Origin of the sequence: Variovorax sp. V15 (assembly GCF_041154425.1) — a bacterium.
Classification (GTDB): domain Bacteria; phylum Pseudomonadota; class Gammaproteobacteria; order Burkholderiales; family Burkholderiaceae_C; genus Variovorax; species Variovorax guangxiensis.
Genome location: NZ_AP028659.1, coordinates 3,173,728 through 3,189,591, shown reverse-complemented (window position 1 = coordinate 3,189,591; position 15,864 = coordinate 3,173,728). Strand labels below are relative to the sequence as shown.

The 15,864-nt window shown below is 69.9% G+C and carries 12 protein-coding genes; 6 read left to right on the top strand and 6 right to left on the bottom strand.

What is annotated here, in order from left to right; all coding sequences use genetic code 11:
- The first annotated feature begins 2 nt into the window (after window positions 1–2).
- On the top strand, window positions 3–1,265 hold the full coding sequence (gene bcsZ / locus ACAM57_RS15130) for a cellulose synthase complex periplasmic endoglucanase BcsZ (protein WP_369662221.1): 1,263 nt from the start codon (window positions 3–5) through the stop codon (window positions 1,263–1,265).
- Complete coding sequence (locus ACAM57_RS15125; RefSeq protein ID WP_369662220.1) at window positions 1,241–5,641, top strand: cellulose synthase subunit BcsC-related outer membrane protein; 4,401 nt, start codon at window positions 1,241–1,243, stop codon at window positions 5,639–5,641. Before bcsZ ends, ACAM57_RS15125 begins: the two co-directional genes overlap by 25 nt.
- Before the next feature lie 177 nt (window positions 5,642–5,818).
- On the opposite strand, the gene ACAM57_RS15120 is transcribed toward ACAM57_RS15125, so the two are convergent.
- Complete coding sequence (locus ACAM57_RS15120; RefSeq protein ID WP_369662219.1) at window positions 5,819–7,174, bottom strand: putative bifunctional diguanylate cyclase/phosphodiesterase; 1,356 nt, start codon at window positions 7,172–7,174, stop codon at window positions 5,819–5,821.
- Window positions 7,175–7,316: 142 nt separating this feature from the next.
- Window positions 7,317–7,691, bottom strand: a complete 375-nt coding sequence (locus ACAM57_RS15115) for a hypothetical protein (RefSeq protein WP_369662218.1) — start codon at window positions 7,689–7,691, stop codon at window positions 7,317–7,319.
- Between the two features lie 172 nt (window positions 7,692–7,863).
- Here ACAM57_RS15115 and ACAM57_RS15110 point away from each other — a divergent pair, with 172 nt between their 5' ends.
- From ACAM57_RS15110 to ACAM57_RS15100, 3 genes are read left to right on the top strand one after another with little or no spacing between them, the layout of a single operon-like run.
- On the top strand, window positions 7,864–8,541 hold the full coding sequence (locus tag ACAM57_RS15110) for an HAD family hydrolase (RefSeq protein ID WP_126020204.1): 678 nt from the start codon (window positions 7,864–7,866) through the stop codon (window positions 8,539–8,541).
- Entirely contained in the window at window positions 8,538–10,193 is a 1,656-nt protein-coding gene (gene pgm, locus ACAM57_RS15105; RefSeq protein WP_369662217.1) for a phosphoglucomutase (alpha-D-glucose-1,6-bisphosphate-dependent), read from the top strand. The genes ACAM57_RS15110 and pgm overlap by 4 nt, the downstream gene beginning before the upstream one ends.
- Window positions 10,194–10,199: 6 nt before the next feature.
- A complete protein-coding gene (locus tag ACAM57_RS15100; protein WP_369662216.1) occupies window positions 10,200–10,619 on the top strand; it encodes a PPC domain-containing DNA-binding protein in 420 nt (139 codons plus the stop codon).
- Here the strand turns inward: ACAM57_RS15100 and ACAM57_RS15095 are convergent.
- The 4 genes from ACAM57_RS15095 to ACAM57_RS15080 all read right to left on the bottom strand — a co-directional run bounded on the left by ACAM57_RS15095 (window position 10,585) and on the right by ACAM57_RS15080 (window position 15,290).
- A complete protein-coding gene (locus ACAM57_RS15095) occupies window positions 10,585–11,946 on the bottom strand; it encodes a homoserine dehydrogenase (protein WP_369662215.1) in 1,362 nt (453 codons plus the stop codon). The genes ACAM57_RS15100 and ACAM57_RS15095 overlap by 35 nt on opposite strands.
- 271 nt (window positions 11,947–12,217) lie before the next feature.
- Complete coding sequence (locus ACAM57_RS15090) at window positions 12,218–13,273, bottom strand: amino acid ABC transporter permease (RefSeq protein ID WP_369662214.1); 1,056 nt, start codon at window positions 13,271–13,273, stop codon at window positions 12,218–12,220.
- Window positions 13,270–14,259: an amino acid ABC transporter permease gene (locus tag ACAM57_RS15085; protein ID WP_369662213.1), complete on the bottom strand. Its 990-nt coding sequence runs from the start codon at window positions 14,257–14,259 to the stop codon at window positions 13,270–13,272. The genes ACAM57_RS15090 and ACAM57_RS15085 overlap by 4 nt, the downstream gene beginning before the upstream one ends.
- Window positions 14,256–15,290 (bottom strand): amino acid ABC transporter substrate-binding protein, encoded by a 1,035-nt coding sequence (locus tag ACAM57_RS15080; RefSeq protein WP_184638737.1) that lies wholly within the window; start codon window positions 15,288–15,290, stop codon window positions 14,256–14,258. Before ACAM57_RS15080 ends, ACAM57_RS15085 begins: the two co-directional genes overlap by 4 nt.
- A 170-nt stretch (window positions 15,291–15,460) precedes the next feature.
- On the opposite strand from ACAM57_RS15080, the gene ACAM57_RS15075 reads away from it, so the two are divergent.
- Window positions 15,461–15,856, top strand: a complete 396-nt coding sequence (locus tag ACAM57_RS15075; RefSeq protein ID WP_126020222.1) for a DoxX family protein — start codon at window positions 15,461–15,463, stop codon at window positions 15,854–15,856.
- Window positions 15,857–15,864: the final 8 nt, after the last annotated feature.

The window sequence follows — 15,864 nt, the reverse complement described above, 5'->3', positions numbered from 1 at the left end:
TCATGCGACGCTCGAACACGGCGCCCCCACCCGAGCGGCTTGCGAGCCGGCGTGCCCTGCTGGGCGCGGCCGGGCTGGCGCTGGCGCTGCCCCGGCTGGCCGCTGCAGCGCCCACCGCAGCGCCCCCGGCGCCTGCCGCTGCTCCAGCTGCCGCACCGGCCTGCCACCCCGCCACCGACTGGGCCGCCTTCGCCGCGCGCCATATCCAGCCCGACGGCCGGGTGATCGACTTCAACACGCCGCAGCAGCAGTCGACCTCCGAAGGCCAGTCCTACGGCCTGTTCTTCTCGCTGATCCACAACGACCGCGCCACCTTCTCGCGCGTGCTGGCGTGGACCGAGGCCAACCTCGCGGGCGGCAGCCTCGCAAAGCAACTTCCGGCCTGGCAATGGGGCCGCAAGCCGGCCGGCGGCTGGGGCGTGCTCGACGCCAACGCCGCATCCGACGCCGACCTGTGGATCGCCTATTCGCTGATGGAAGCCGGCCGCCTCTGGAACGATGGCGCCTATCGCACGCTCGGCCGCGAGGTGCTGGCGCTGGCGGTGCGCGAGGAGATCATCAACGTGCCGGGCCTCGGGCGCATGCTGCTGCCCTGGCCCAAGTCGGTGGCGAGCGGGCCGCTGTGGCGCCTCAACCCGAGCTATGCGCCGCTGCAGCTGCTGCGCTACTTCCAGCAGGCCGACGCGGCTGGCCCGTGGAACGAGGTCATCGACAACACGCTGCGCATGTTCGGCGCCGTCACGCCCAAGGGCTTCGCGCCCGACTGGTGCGCCTGGTCGCAGGATTCGCGCTCTTTCGTTGCCGATCCGCAGAAGGGCGTCACCGGCAGCTACGACGCCATCCGCGTCTACCTCTGGGCAGGCATGCTTTCCGAGCGCGACCCGGCGCGCAAGATGCTGCTGCTGAGCCTGCGCGGCCCGCGCCAGGCACTCGCCGAGAACCACGCGGTGCCCGAGTACGTCGACACCGTCACCGGCCAGGTCCGCGGCATGGCGCCGCTGGGCTTCTCGGGCGCAATGCTGCCCTACCTCAAGGCGCTGGACGCCGCCGACGCCCTGGCCGACCAGGTCGCCCGTGTGCCCGGCGGCCGTGCGGCGCCTCCCGCCCCCAACGCAACGACGCCACCCGTGGCGCCCTTGCCGTACTACGAACAGTGCCTGTTGCTTTTCGGACAGGCGTGGCTCGACGGCCGCTATGAATTCGGCCGCAACGGCCAGCTGCAAACCTCATGGAGAACGCTATGCCGTCCCAATCGACCGGCCTGAAGCCCCGGCGCTCGCTCGGCGTCGCCCCCGGCTCGCGTCCTTTCCCGAGCCCTTTTTCGCTCTCGCCGCAATCCCGTCAATGGACGGCCTGCCTCGGCATGCTCGTCGCGCTGTGCGCCGCCAACCCCGCTCACGCGCAGGCAGACGCCAGCGCCGCGCTGATCGAGCAAGGCAACTACTGGCAGGCCCAGGGCCGTGCCGATCTCGCCGAGGAAAGCTGGAAGAAGCTGCTGAGCGTGCAGCCCCAGTCGACCGACGCGATGTACGGCATGGCGCAGGTCGAGCTCTCGCGCGGCAACTCCGAGGCCGCACGCGGCTGGATCGCCAGGCTGCGCACCGCGAACCCGAACGACAGCCGCCTCGCCCGCCTGCAGCAGCAGTCGCAGCAGCCTGCCGGCGCGCAGAGCACGCTGCAGCGCGCCCGCGCCGCCGCGCGTGCCGGCCGTGCCGCCGAGGCGGTGGAGCTGTACCGCAGCCAGTTCGACAACCGCCCGCCGCCCGAGGCGCTGGCACTCGAGTACTACCAGGTGCTGGCCAGCACGCCCCAGGGCGCCGACGAAGGCCGCCGGGGCCTCGAGCAGCTGGTGAAGGATCACCCGGAAAACACCAGCTACAAGCTCGCGCTGGCGCAGCAGAAGACATACAGCGAATCGACGCGCCGCGCCGGCATCCGTGAGCTGGTCGAGCTGACCCGGCAGCCAGCCGTTGCCAGCGCCGCGCGCGCCGCGTGGCGGCAGGCGCTGATCTGGCTCGACGCCCGCCAGCCCGACGTTCCGCTCTACCAGGAATACCTGAGCAACAACCAGACCGACGCAGCCGTGGCCGCGCGGCTGGAAAGCCTCACCACCGCCAAGGCCGCGGCCACCAGCTCGCCCGGCGTTCCGGTGGGCGAAGGCTTCAAGGCGCTGGACCGCGGCGATGCGAGCACCGCCGAGCAGCGCTTCCAGCAGGCGCTTCGCACCAAGGCCGACGACACCGAGGCGCTGGGCGGACTGGGCCTGGTGCGCCTGCGCCAGGAGCGCTTCGCCGAGGCGCAGGAGCTGCTGGAGCGCGCGGTGCGCGGTGGCGGCAGCAAATGGAACTCGGCACTGCAGAGCGCCAGCTACTGGGTGCTGGTCGGACAGGCCCGGGCCGCCCAGGGCAAGAACGACCTGCGCGGCGCGCAGTCGCTCTACGAACGCGCGGTGCGCATCGATCCGCGCGAGCCGGTGGGCCAGAACGCGCTGGCCGACCTGCGCGCCGCCGCGGGCGACTACGCGCAGGCCGAACAGGGCTACAAGCGCGTGCTCGAAAGCCGTCCGCAGAACACGCAGGCGCTGCGCGGGCTGATCTCGGTCTACGGCCAGACTGGCCGCCCGGACGAGGCGCTGGCCCTGTCGCGCCGCCTCACGCCCGAGCAGGCCACGCAGTTGGGCGGACTGCGCGACATCCAGGTCGAGCAGGCGCGCAACCGCGCCCGCCAGCAGGCCGATGCTGGCGATACGGCCGGCGCGCAGCGCACGCTGGAAGACGCGATGCTCGCCGCGCCCGACAGCCCCTGGGTGCGGCTTGACCTCGCCAATCTCTACCGCAAGCGCGGCATGGTGTCCGAGGCACGCGGCGTGATGGAGGGCCTGCTGATGTCTCAGCCCGACATGCCCGACGCGCTGTACGCCAGCGCCCTGCTCGCCTCCGAGACCGGTGATGCGGCCGCGGGCATCCAGTACCTCGAACGCATTCCCGCCGGCTCGCGCACGCGCGACATGGCGGCACTGCAGCGCCGCCTCTGGGCGCAGCAGCAGGCGGCGCGCGCGCTGGCGCTGGCTCGCCAGGGCCAGGTGGATGCCGCGCGCGGCGTGCTCGCGCAGGCAGAGTCGGCGCTCAGCGCCGACATGCCGGCCGAGCTCTGGGGCCAGCTCGCGGGCGCCTATGCCGAGATCGGCGACGCGCCGCGCGCCCTGGCCATGAGCCGCCAGCTGCTGGCGCGCTCGCCCACGCCGAGCACCGGCGACCGGCTGCTGTACGCCTCGGTGCTGCTCAAGACCAGGCAGGACATCGAGCTGTCGGCCGTGCTGCGCCAGCTGGCCACCACCAACATGACGGCCAGCCAGCGCGCCGACTTCGACAACCTGCGCATCGCCTTCGCGCTGCGCCAGACGGATTCGCTGCGCGAGGCCGGCAACCTCGAAGCCGCCTACAACGCGATGGCGCCGGTGCTCGCCGAGCGCCCGGACGATCCGCAGGCGCTGGCCGCGCTGGCACGCCTGTACTCGGCGGCGCGCGACGAAGGCCAGGCGCTCGCGCTCTACCAGCGCGTGCTTCAGCGCAACCCGACCGATCTCGACACCCTGCTCGCCGCCGCGGCCAGCGCCAGCGCACAGCGCGACCACAGCTCGGCCGAGAACTACGTGATGGCCGCGCTCAAGCAGGCCCCCGACCAGTCGCGCGTGCTCGCGGCGGCCGGCCGCGTCTACCGCAACGCGGGCGAGAGCCGCAAGGCCGAGCAGTACCTGCGCGCGGCGGTCGAGGCCGAGCGGCAGGTGGCGTCGGGCGGCTTCGCGCCCGGCGGCATGGCGGCCTCGCCGTTGCCGCCGGCCAATCCCTTTGCGGGCATGACGGGCGGCGCGCCGAGCGCGGCCGTGCCGGCCAGCTATCCGGCAGCCAACGGCAATCCATTCGCTCAGGCGCGCATGCAACCGGCGTCCTATCAGGCATCTCCGGTGCCGGCGGGTTACCCGGTCGCGCAGGCCTATCCGGCGGCGAACCAGGCGTATCCGGCCTATCCCGCGGCTGCGGCACCGAATGCCTATCCGCCTGGCGCCCTGCCCTGGAACCCGGGCGCTCCGGCGTCGAACGCCAAGGGCCGCACGACGGCGGCCAAGTCGTCGTCGACGCGCACGGCGCGCAATGCCGCGGCGAATCCGAACAACGTGCCACAGGCCTCCGCGTACATCGCGCAGCCGGCGCAGCAGCCCCTGCCGCAGTACCCGGTGCCCGGCACGCAGCAGGTCGCGCCGGTCTACATTCCGCCGGCGCAGCAGCCCGGCGGCTATCCGGCTCCCGGCTATCCGCAGGCGAATGCCGCGTATGCGCAGGCCAACACGCCACGCGCGGACACCAGCTGGAATGCGCCGCCGCGCAGCGCGCCCGCGGCGAGTTCGGTGGCCGCCGAGCTGCAGGAGCTCGAATCGCAGCGCGCCGTGAGCCTCACGGCGGGCACGGTGTACCGCAACCGCGCCGGCGAGGCGGGGCTGAGCCGGCTGTCGGACTTCCAGCTGCCGATACAGGCGCGCTTCCCGGCGGGTGAAGGCAAGATCGTCGTGGGCGTGACGCCCACCGTGCTCGATGCCGGCACGCCCGCGAGCGACTACGCCACCGGCAGCCGCTTCGGCGGCGGCCCCAGCGCCGCACTGAACGCGCTGCGCAGCGGCGCCTCGGCCGGCCAGCAGAATGCGGCCGGCGTCGGGCTCAACGTGGGCTACGAGGGCAAGAACATCGATGCCGGCATCGGCACCACGCCGCTGGGCTTTCCCACCACCAACGTGGTCGGCAACGTGACCTTCAAGGGCAGCATCGGAGACTCGTGGAACTACAAGGCCGACATCTCCCGCCGCGCCGTGACCGACAGCGTGCTGTCGTTCGCGGGCGCCAAGGACGAGCGCACCAACGAGCGCTGGGGCGGCGTGGTCGCCACCGGCGTGCGCGGCGACATCGGCTATGACGACGGCACCTACGGCGTGTACAGCTACCTCGCCGCGCACGGCATCACCGGCAGGAACGTGCAGAGCAACTCGCGCGTGGAAACCGGTGGCGGCGCCTACCTGCACCTGCTGAACAGCCCGAACTCCAAGCTCACGCTGGGCATGAACATCGGCCTGATGGGCTACCAGAAGAACCTGAGCTACTACACCTTCGGGCAAGGCGGCTACTTCAGCCCGCAGAGCTTCGTGAGCGTGGCCTTCCCGGTCGACTGGAGCGGGCGCAGCGACAGGCTCTCGTGGCGCCTGAACGCCTCGCTGGGCGTGCAGTCGTTCACCCAGAAGTCGTCGCCCTACTTCCCGACGGACCCATCGCGCAACGCGGCCGCATCGAGCGCCGCCTACCAGGCGCTGGCGCTGGGGCTGAGCAGCTCGGCCTACAACAACACCTACGCCAGCAGCTCCAAGACCGGCCTGGCCTACAACCTGGCCGCGGTGGTGGAGTACCAGCTGGCGCCGAAGATGTTCCTGGGCGGGGCGCTGGGGTTCAACAATGCACAGAACTACCGGCAGTTCACCGGCAGCGTCTACCTGCGCTATGTGTTCGGCGGCTCGAGCAGCATCGGCGTGCCCGGCTACGGCACCGGAAGCGGCACCACGCTGAGCCCGATGACATCGCCCTACACGCCGCTGCTCTAGGGCCTGTTCACACTATTTCCGGGCTCGCGTTGGTGCGCCAACCCTGCGGGAAGGGCCGCCAGGGCGGGCCACTCGGCGTTGCGCTCCTAGCGTGTGCGCATGCACACACGTCGTCGCGCGCCTTGATTGGCCCGCCCTGGCGGCCCTTCGCGACCCCGGAAATAGTGTGAACAGGCCCTAAGCGGGGAGGCCCAGGGTGGGCCACCCGTCGCGGCCCCACAGCGGGGCGCGCTCGTATTGGGCCACCCACGGCGCCACGTCCTTGGCCGCCATCGGCTTGCTGATGCCGAAGCCCTGTCCCAGCGTGCAGCCCATGGCCAGCAGCGCCTCGCCCTGCTTCACCGTCTCGACGCCCTCGGCCACGGCCGTGAGGCCCAGCGCGTGAAGCAGCGCGATGATGCCCTGCACGATGGCCCGGTCCTGGCTGTTGTCGAGCATGCCGCGCACGAAGGACTGGTCGATCTTCACCGTCGACACCGGCAGCTGGCGCAGGTAGGTCAGCGACGAGTACCCGGTGCCGAAGTCGTCGATGGTGACGCCCACGCCCAGCAGCTTGCAGGCCTCGACGAACAAGGCGACGTTCGCGAATTGGCTGATGGCCGTGGTCTCGAGGATCTCGAGTTCGAGCATGCCCTCGCCCTGCTTCGGAAACTGCGCGAGGTGCCGTGCCAGGCGCTCGACGAAGTCCCAGCGCATCATGTGGCGCGGCGCCACGTTCACGCTCACCGAGATCTGCAGGCCCGCGAGGCGCCACTGGTGCGCCTGCCACAGCGCGGTGGCGATGGCCCAGTCGCCGACCTGCTCGACCAGCGCGTCGTCTTCGATCAGCGGAACGAACTGCGAGGGCGGCATCAGGCCGCGCTCGGGGTGCTGCCAGCGGATCAGCGCCTCGACGCCGACCACTACGCCGCGCAGCATGTCGACCTTGGGCTGGTAGACAAGGAAGAACTCGCCCTGCAGCAGCCCTTCCTGGATGCGCTGGCGCTCGCGCACCACCTGCTCGTCTGCGCGTGCCTGCGGGGCGTCGAAATAGTGGACCTTGCCGTCGGCCGCGCGCTTGGCGAAGAAGGCCGCGTGCTGCGCCTGGCGCAGCGCCGTCTCGGGGGGCGGGCCGTTGCTGTCGAGCAGCATGGCGCCGATGCTCGCGTCGATGCTGGCCGACTGGCCGCGCCAGTCCCAGGGCTCGGCGAGCGATGCCTGGATGCGCTCCAGCACCTGCGCGCACTGCGAGGTGCCGAGGCCGGCGAACAGGGCCGCGAACTCGTCGCCGCCCACGCGCGCCATCACGCTCTCGCGCGGCAGCTCGGCCTTGATACGGCGGGCCACTTCCTCCAGGGCCGCATTGCCCGCGACCATGCCCAGGCGCGAATTCAGCTCGGCGAAGCGGTCGACATCGATGTAGCAGACCGCGGCCAGCCGCTTGCCGGCCCGGGCCCAGTCCGCCATCAGCGGGCGCAGCACCTCATCCGGCGGGAGGCGGGCCGATCCGTCGTAATACGACGGCAACGAGACTGTGGGTTGCTGGTTCGACAAAAGACTGGAGCTCCGGAAGTCGCGGGCTATTGTTCTCCCAATTGGGACTGATCCACCCTTTGCAGCGAAGATTTGTTACCGGTACGTGTTTGCACCACAACACCTTCGTATACATCACGGTGGCGTGGTCCGGCGAAGTCCGCTAGCCGCAGTACGCGCCGACCACCCGGCCGGTGGGCTCGACCTGCACGTTGAGCCGCATCATGTCCTGCGCCGGGTCGGCCGGCTCGGTCGCGAGCACGCTGCGCGCCATGCGGGCGCCGGCGCGCTGGCGCATTTCCTCCAGCAACTGCTGGGTGATGCGCAGCCCCAGTCCGAAGCGCACGGAGGCCGCCTGGCAGGTCTCGGGCGGCGTGACGAAGGTCGGGGGTTCCGGCACTTCCGAAGTCAGGGGCCGGTCGGCGGGGGGCGCCTGGCAGGCGGCCAGGGCGAGGCAGAGGCCCAGGGCAGCCATGCCGGGCAGGTGTCGACCGTTCGCGTGGATGCGCATCTTTCTTGCTCCTTCGTCGTTCTTCATGCTGTGCGGAAGCTTATTCAACTCCGGGGGGCGGCCCTGTGGCACAGGTTAAGCCAGCGGGCCTCGACGCATCAACTAAATCACGGGGGCGCGGCCCGGCGTCGCATCCGAGGGGTATGCTGAAAGCAACGCGCGCAGCCCATTGCAGTCAAGGCCCCTCGGGCACGAACCCATGACACAAACCCCTGCCACGGTCTTCCTGATCGACGTCGACAACACCCTGCTCGACAACGACCGCTTCATCGCCGATCTCCATGCCCGCCTCGACGAGGCTTTCGGCGCCGAGCTCGCCAGCCGCTACTGGACGGGCTTCGAGAAGCTGCGCGACGAACTCGGCTACGTCGACTACCTCGGCGCGCTGCAGCTCTTTCGCGCCGGCGCGGGCCGCAGCGGCATGAGCGACCCGCAGCTGCTGCGGATGTCCGGCTTCGTGGTCGACTACCCCTTCGCCGACAGGCTCTACCCCGGCGCGCTAGAAGCGCTGAAGCACCTGCGCCGCCACGGCCCCACGGTGATCCTCTCGGACGGCGACGTGGTCCTGCAGCCGCGCAAGGTGCAGCGCTCGGGCCTGTGGGAGGCCACCGAGGGCCGCGTGCTGATCTACGTGCACAAGGAGGAGATGCTCGACGCCGTCGAGCAGCACCACCCCGCGCGGCACTACGTGATGATCGACGACAAGCTGCGCATCCTCTCGGCCATGAAAGCCATCTGGGGACCGCGTCTTACAACCGTCTTCGTGCGGCAAGGGCACTATGCGCTCGACGCCGGGGCCAACGCGGCCCACGCACCCGCCGACATCACCGTCGAGCGCATCTCGGATCTCATCAACTTCGACTTCCCGTCCACATGAGCCAAGCAAGCAACCCTCTCGCGGGCAAGCCCGCCCCCATCGAACTGCTGGTCGACGTGCCGCGACTCGTCTCGGCCTACTACACCGGCCGGCCCGACCCGTCGGTGCCTTCGCAGCGCGTGGCCTTCGGCACTTCGGGGCACCGGGGCTCCTCCTTCGACGATGCCTTCAACGAATGGCATGTGCTCGCGATCAGCCAGGCCATCTGCGACTACCGCAGGCAGCAAGGCATCGACGGCCCCCTCTTCCTCGGCATCGATACGCATGCGCTCTCCACTCCGGCCTTCGGCAGTGCAGTCGAGGTACTGGCGGCCAACGGCGTGGAACTGATGATCTCGAAGGACGACGAGTACACGCCGACGCCGGCCGTGTCGCACGCGATCCTGGTCTACAACCGCGGCCGCACCTCGGGGCTGGCCGACGGCATCGTCATCACTCCCTCGCACAACCCGCCCGAGAGCGGCGGCTTCAAGTACAACCCGCCCAACGGCGGCCCGGCCGGCACCGACATCACCTCGGCCGTGGAGGCCGCGGCCAACAGGATGCTGGCGAACGGCCTGGAAGGCGTGAAGCGCATGCCGCTCGCGCAGGCGCTGCGCGCATCGACCACGCACCGCCACGACTACCTGAACAGCTACGTCGAAGACCTGGCGCAGGTGCTCGACATGGAAGCGATACGCGACGTGAACATCGACCTGGGCGTCGATCCGCTGGGCGGCGCCGGCGTGCGCTACTGGCCCGCCATCGCCGAGCGCTACAAGCTCAAACGCCTGAACGTGCTCAGCCGCGAGGTCGACCCGACCTTCCGCTTCATGTCGCTCGACTGGGACGGCCGCATCCGCATGGACCCGTCGTCGCCCGACGCGATGCACAAGCTGATCGAACTGAAGGACCGCTTCGGCATCGCTTTCGCCTGCGACACCGACCACGACCGCCACGGCGTCGTCGCCGGCAGCACGGGGCTCATGCAGCCCAACAGCTACCTCGCGGTGATGATCGACTACCTCTACACGCACCGCCCGAACTGGCCCGCGCAGGCGGCCATCGGCAAGACGGTGGTGAGCAGCCAGATGATCGACCGCGTCGCCACCCGGCTCGGGCGAAGGCTGCACGAGGTGCCGGTGGGCTTCAAGTGGTTCGTCGACGGGTTGGTCGACGCTTCGCTGGCCTTTGGCGGCGAAGAGAGCGCGGGCGCAACCTTCCTGCGCAAGGACGGCTCGGTGTGGACCACCGACAAGGACGGCATGGTGCCAGCCCTGCTTTCCGCCGAGATCGCCGCGCGCACCGGACGCGACCCCGGCGAGCGCTCTGCCGAGCTGACGCAGGCGCTAGGCAGGCCGGTGTCGAACCGGGTGGACGCGCCGGCCACGGTCGAGCAGAAGAAGCGGCTGTCGAGCCTGTCGCCGCAGCAGATTCGCTCCACCGAGCTGGCAGGCGACAGGATCGTCGAGGTGCTGAGCCATGCGCCGGGCAACGGCGCGGCCATCGGCGGCGTGAAGGTCGTGACCGCCAACGGCTGGTTCGCCGCGCGGCCCTCGGGCACGGAGAACATCTACAAGATCTATGGCGAGAGCTTCAAGGGCGAGGAGCATCTCGCGCGCATCCTCGAGGAGGCGCAGCAGGTCGTGGACGGTGCACTCTCCGGAAACTGAAGCCGCATGCGGACGCTGGTGCTGCGGCTGAACCCGGGCGACGACCTGCGCGCTTCGCTCGATTCGGCGCTGGGCCGAAGCGGGAGCGATGCGGCCTTCGTCGTCTCGGGCATCGGCAGCCTGAGCGGCGCGAGCATCCGGTTCGCGGGTGCGCCGACGCCGGCCCGCATCGAGGGCGACCTGGAAATCCTCACGCTGGCGGGCAGCCTGTCGCCGGACGGATCGCATCTGCACATCAGCGTGTCGGATGCCGAGGGCCGTGTCTCCGGCGGGCATGCGGCGCCGGGGTGCGTCGTGCGGACCACGGCCGAGATCCTCGTCGCCGTGCTGCCCGACTGGCGATTCGCGCGAACGCTCGATCCGCTCACCGGCTATGCCGAGCTGAGCGCGCTCAGCCTTCCAGCGACTCCACGCGCAGGGTCGTGACCGCGCCTGCCACCTCGGCGCGCGCCTGCAGCGCATGCACAGCCAGGTCGAGCGTGCCCTGCTCCACCGGGCCGGTCAGCACCAGCACCTGAGGCCCCGTGCCGGGCCGCTCGGCCGCCAGCGCGACCTGGCGCACCGGCACTTTCTGCTCCGCGAGACTGGCCGCGACGGCCTGGATCTGATTGACCGCATGCACCGGCACGCGCAGGTAGTGCGATGTGTGGACGGCTGCGCGCGGCAGCACGGCCAGCGCGTTGGTCGCATGCGCATGGACGCCAAGGTGCGGCACGTGCTGAGCGGCATGGACGCCATCGAGACGCGCCACGTCGACCAGGTCGGCGATCACGGCGGAAGCCGTCTGCTCCGAGCCGGCGCCCGCGCCGTAATACATCGTGAGGCCGGCTGCGTCGCTCTTCACCATGACGGCGTTCATCGAGCCGCTCACCTGCGCCATCAGGTGCGTGGCCGGCACGAGCACCGGCTGCACGCGCAACTCGACGCCGGCCGCCTGCCGGCGCGCGACGCCGAGCAGCTTGATGCGGTAGCCCATCTGCTCGGCGCAGGCCACATCCACGCCCTGCAGCGCGGTGATGCCCTCGACCTGCGCGTCGGCAAAGCGAAGCGGCATGCCGAAGGCGTTGGCCGCCAGCAGGGTCAGCTTATGGGCCGCGTCGATGCCCTCGATGTCGAAGCTGGGGTCGGCCTCGGCATAGCCCAGCGCCTGGGCCTGCGCGAGTGCGGCGGCGAAGTCCAGGCCCTCGTCGCGCATCTTGCTCAGAATGAAGTTGGTGGTGCCGTTGATGATGCCGGCCACCCATTCGATGCGGTTGGCGGCAAGGCCTTCGCGCAGCGCCTTGATGATGGGGATGCTGACGGCCACGGCGCCCTCGTAAGCCACGATCACGCCCTTCTCGCGCGCGGCGGCGAAGATTTCGGCGCCGTACACGGCCAGCAGCGCCTTGTTGGCCGTGACCACGTGCTTGCCGTGCGCGATGGCGGCCAGCACCCAGTCACGCGCCGGGCCGGTGCCGCCGGCCACTTCGACCACCACGTCGACGTCGGGATGCGTTGCGACCTGCATCGCGTCGGCCGTCAATGCGACGCTGTCTCCCACGACGCCGGCCGCTCGCTCCAGGTTGCGCGCGGCGACCATCACCAGTTCGATGGACCGGCCCGCCCGCGCGGCGATGTCGGCCCGGTTGCGCGCCAGCACGCGGAAGGTGCCCGAGCCCACGGTGCCGATGCCGATCATTCCCACGCGCAGGGTACGAATGGCCGCATGGCGGTGGTGCAAGGGCTCTAGGGATTCAACGGGATCGCGGTACATGGACAACTCCTGACGAAAAAACAAAACCCAGCTGCCAGAGCTGGGTTCATTCGTTCGGGGAGAGAGCGATACACCAGGTGGCTGCCGGAACGGCCACCTGCGCGTGCTCAGGTGGCCGCGGTGGTAATGGTGGTAATCATTCGGGCAACGACCATCGCCTGCGCGGAGGCAGGCGGCATCATGCGGCCCATGGGGGCTGCGAAGGATGCGAAGGGGAAGCGTTGGCTCGACATGAAGCCCCGGAGTGTACAGGAGCCGGCGGCGCCACCGGTCAGGGCGCGGCCGACAGCCGCTTTTCGAGCCACACGCTGTAGCGCGAGAGCCCGAAACACAGCAACCAGTAGACCGCAGCGATGAAGAGATAGCCCTCGAGGTAGAACGGCCGCCAGGTCGGGTCGCCGCCCAACGCCAGCCCCAGCGCACCCGTGAGCTCGAAGAGCCCGACCACGGTGACCAGCGAAGTGTCCTTCAGCGTGCCGACCACGTTGTTGGTCAGCGCGGGCACGACGAGCCGCAGCGCCTGCGGCAGCACGATGTCGCGCTGCACCGGCCAGCGGCCGAAGCCCAGCGCCATCGCCACTTCGGTCTGCCCGCGCGGCACAGCCTGCAGGCCGCCGCGGATGATCTCCGCAAGGTACGCGGCCACGAAGAGCGCCAGGCCCGCGAGCACGCGCACCAGCACGTCGGGCTGCCACCCGGCCGGCCACAGCAGCGGCAGCAGGAAGGAGGCCATGAACAGCACCGAGATCAGCGGCACCCCGCGCACCAGCTCGATGTAGCTCGCGCTCAGCGTGCGCACCACGGGCCATCCGGAGCGCCGCCCCAGCGCCAGCAGCAGCGCGAGTGGAAAGGCCAGCGCCAGCCCCACCACCGCGAGCCCGATGGTCAGCGGCAGGCCGCCCCAGCGTCCGGTGGGCACATGGCTCAGGCCCAGTACGCCGCCGCGCATCAGCAGCACGAAGAGCAGCAGCGCGACGACCCACAGCGGCACCAGCCACCAGCGCCAGCTGCGTGGCCAGGCGCTGAGCATCGTCACGGCCGACAGCACGATCACCGCGACGGCGGGACGCCACTGTTCCTCGTACGGAAAACGCCCGAACAGCATCGGCCGCCACTTCTCGGCCACCACGCCCCAGCAGGCGCCATGCTGCACCGCGCGACAGGCCTCGGCATCGGGACGGAACACCGCGTGCACGACGCCCCATTCGACGACGTGGAAGCCGATCCAGGCGAACAACGCCAGCAGCAGCAGCGTCGCGACCGCGCGAAGCGGCGAACCCCAGAGTTCGCTGCGCCAGGCGATCGGCCCCCGCGCGGCATTCCTCATCGCCAGCCCCGCAATGCGACGCGCGCGTTGTAGCGGTTCATGCCGAAGGAGATCACCAGCGACAGCATCAGGTAGACCGCCATGATGATCGCGATGCACTCGAAGGCCCGGCCGTTCGTGCCGATGGTGGTGTTGGCCACCGATACCAGTTCCGGATAGCCCACTGCCACCGCCAGCGACGAGTTCTTGGTGAGGCTCAGGATCTGGTTGGTGAGCGAAGGCACGATCACCCGCAGGGCCTGCGGCAGCACGACGATGCGCAGCTGCTGCACCGGCGACAGCCCCAGCGCCTGCCCCGCCAGCACCTGCCCCTGGGGCACCGACAGGATGCCCGCGCGCACGATCTCGGCCACGAAGGCGGCCGAATAGAGGCTCAGGCCGGCCACGATGGTCACGTATTCCGGGCTCAGCGCCGCGCCACCGCTCACGCCGAAATCACCGCGCTCTGGAAGCTCGAAATGCAGGCCGCCCTCGCCCATCATCGGCCACGGCACGCTGAGGCCGCCCTTGCTCAGCCATACGCCCGGGAGCAGCCGTACCGGCTCCGTCGGATCGGGCAGCAGGTTCGCCATCGCGAAAGCCAGCATCAGCAGCTGCACCAAGAGCGGCACGTTTCGCACCAGCTCGACATACGCGGTGCAGATGCCGCGCAGCAGCACATGCGGGGCCAGCCGGCCGATGCCGATCAGCGTGCCCAGCACCACCGAGAAGATGGCCGCCGGCACCGCCGCGCGCACCGTGTTGATCAGCCCCGCGAGGAAGGCGCGCCAGAATGGCTGGCTGGCATCGAAGTCGAGCCAGCCTTCGCTGATGGAAAAGCCCGTGGGCTCGGTCAGGAAGTCGAAGCCCGATCGCACGCCGCGGGCACGCAGCACTTCGAGCGCGTGGTGCACCACCCAGACAGCGCCGGCCACCACGGCCAGCACCAGCAGGGCCTGGACGGCCCAGGCCAGCCAGACCCCGCGGCGCGAGGCCCGGTCGTTCATCGAACGGGGGGTGCGTAGATCAGGCCGCCCTTGCTCCACAGGTTGTTGGAGCCGCGCGGCAGCTTCAGCACCGACTTGGGCCCGACGTTGCGCTCGAAGATCTCGCCGTAGTTGCCCACGGCCTTGATGGCGCGGAAGGACCAGTCCTTGTCCAGGCCCAGCAGCTTGCCGAGGTCTTCACCGCTGCCCAGCAGGCGCTGCTGTGCAGGGTCCTTGCTGCTGGCCTTGAGCTCGTCGGCGTTGGCCTGGGTGATGCCGAACTCCTCCGCCTCGATGAGCGCGTTCGGCACCCACTTGGCGATGGCGAACCACTCGTCGTCGCCGCGGCGCACCAGCGGCGCCAGCGGCTCCTTGGAGATCAGCTCGGGCAGGATGATGTAGTCGTCGGGGTTGGTCGCTTCCTTGTTGCGCAGGCCGGCAAGCGCCGAGGCGTCCGTCGTGAAGGCCTGGCAGCGGCCCGAGAAGAAGGCCTTGAACGAGGCCTCGAAGCTCTCGAACACCACGGTCTTGACCGGAATGCCCTGCGCGCGGAAGTAGTCCGACACGTTCTTCTCGTTGGTGGTGCCCGACTGGGTGCAGATGGTGGCGTTCTTCAGCTGCCTGGCGCTCGTCACCTTCAGCTTCTTCGGCACCAGGAAGCCCTGGCCGTCGTAGTAGGTGATGGTGGTGAAGTTGAAGCCCAGCGAGGCGTCGCGCGTGAGCGTCCAGGTGGTGTTGCGCGCGAGGATGTCGATCTCGCCGGCCTGCAGGGCCGAGAAGCGCTGCTGAGAGTTGAGCGGCACGAAGTCGACCTTCTTGCCGTCGCCGAGCACGGCCGCCGCAATGGCGCGGCAGGTGTCGACATCCAGCCCCGACCAGTTGCCCTGCGTGTCGGGCGCCGAGAAGCCGGCCACGCCGTTGGTCACGCCGCACTTGACGGTGCCGCGCTGCTTGACCGCGTCGAGCGTCTTGCCGGCAAAGGCCGGAGCAGCGAAGGCCATGGCGGCGATGCAGGCGCCTGCGAGCAGTGCCGGGCGGAATCGTTTGTTCATCATTGGTGTTCTCCTCAACAACGGTAAGCAAAAGGCAGTGTACGGGCCGACGCCGGACTCTGCCAAAGAACTCCGGGTTGGATGCATATGCGCCGCACAAGGCTGGATCGACAGGCCCAGGGTTCACTACCATACGGCCCTTCAACAACCACTCAATGGGAATCCACACAATGGTCAAATCCGACGACACCGGCAAGTTCATCCTGCGCGTTTCGCTTGGCGTGCTGATCCTGCTGCATGGCATCGCCAAGCTCCAAGGCGGCGTCGGCTTCATCTCCGGCATGCTGGCCCAGCACGGGCTGCCGGGCGCATTGGCCTACCTGGTCTACGTCGGGGAAGTGGTGGCGCCGGTGCTGCTGATCGTCGGCCTCTACACGCGGCCTGCGGCCTGGATCGTGGCCATCAACATGGTGGTGGCGATCGCGCTGGTCCATACGAAGGAACTGGGCGCGCTCGGCAAGCAAGGCGGCTGGGCGCTCGAACTGCAGGGCATGTTCCTGGCCGCGGCCCTCGGCCTCGCTTTCATGGGTGGCGGCCGCTTCGCACTGAGCAGCAAGTACAACTGAGCCGATCC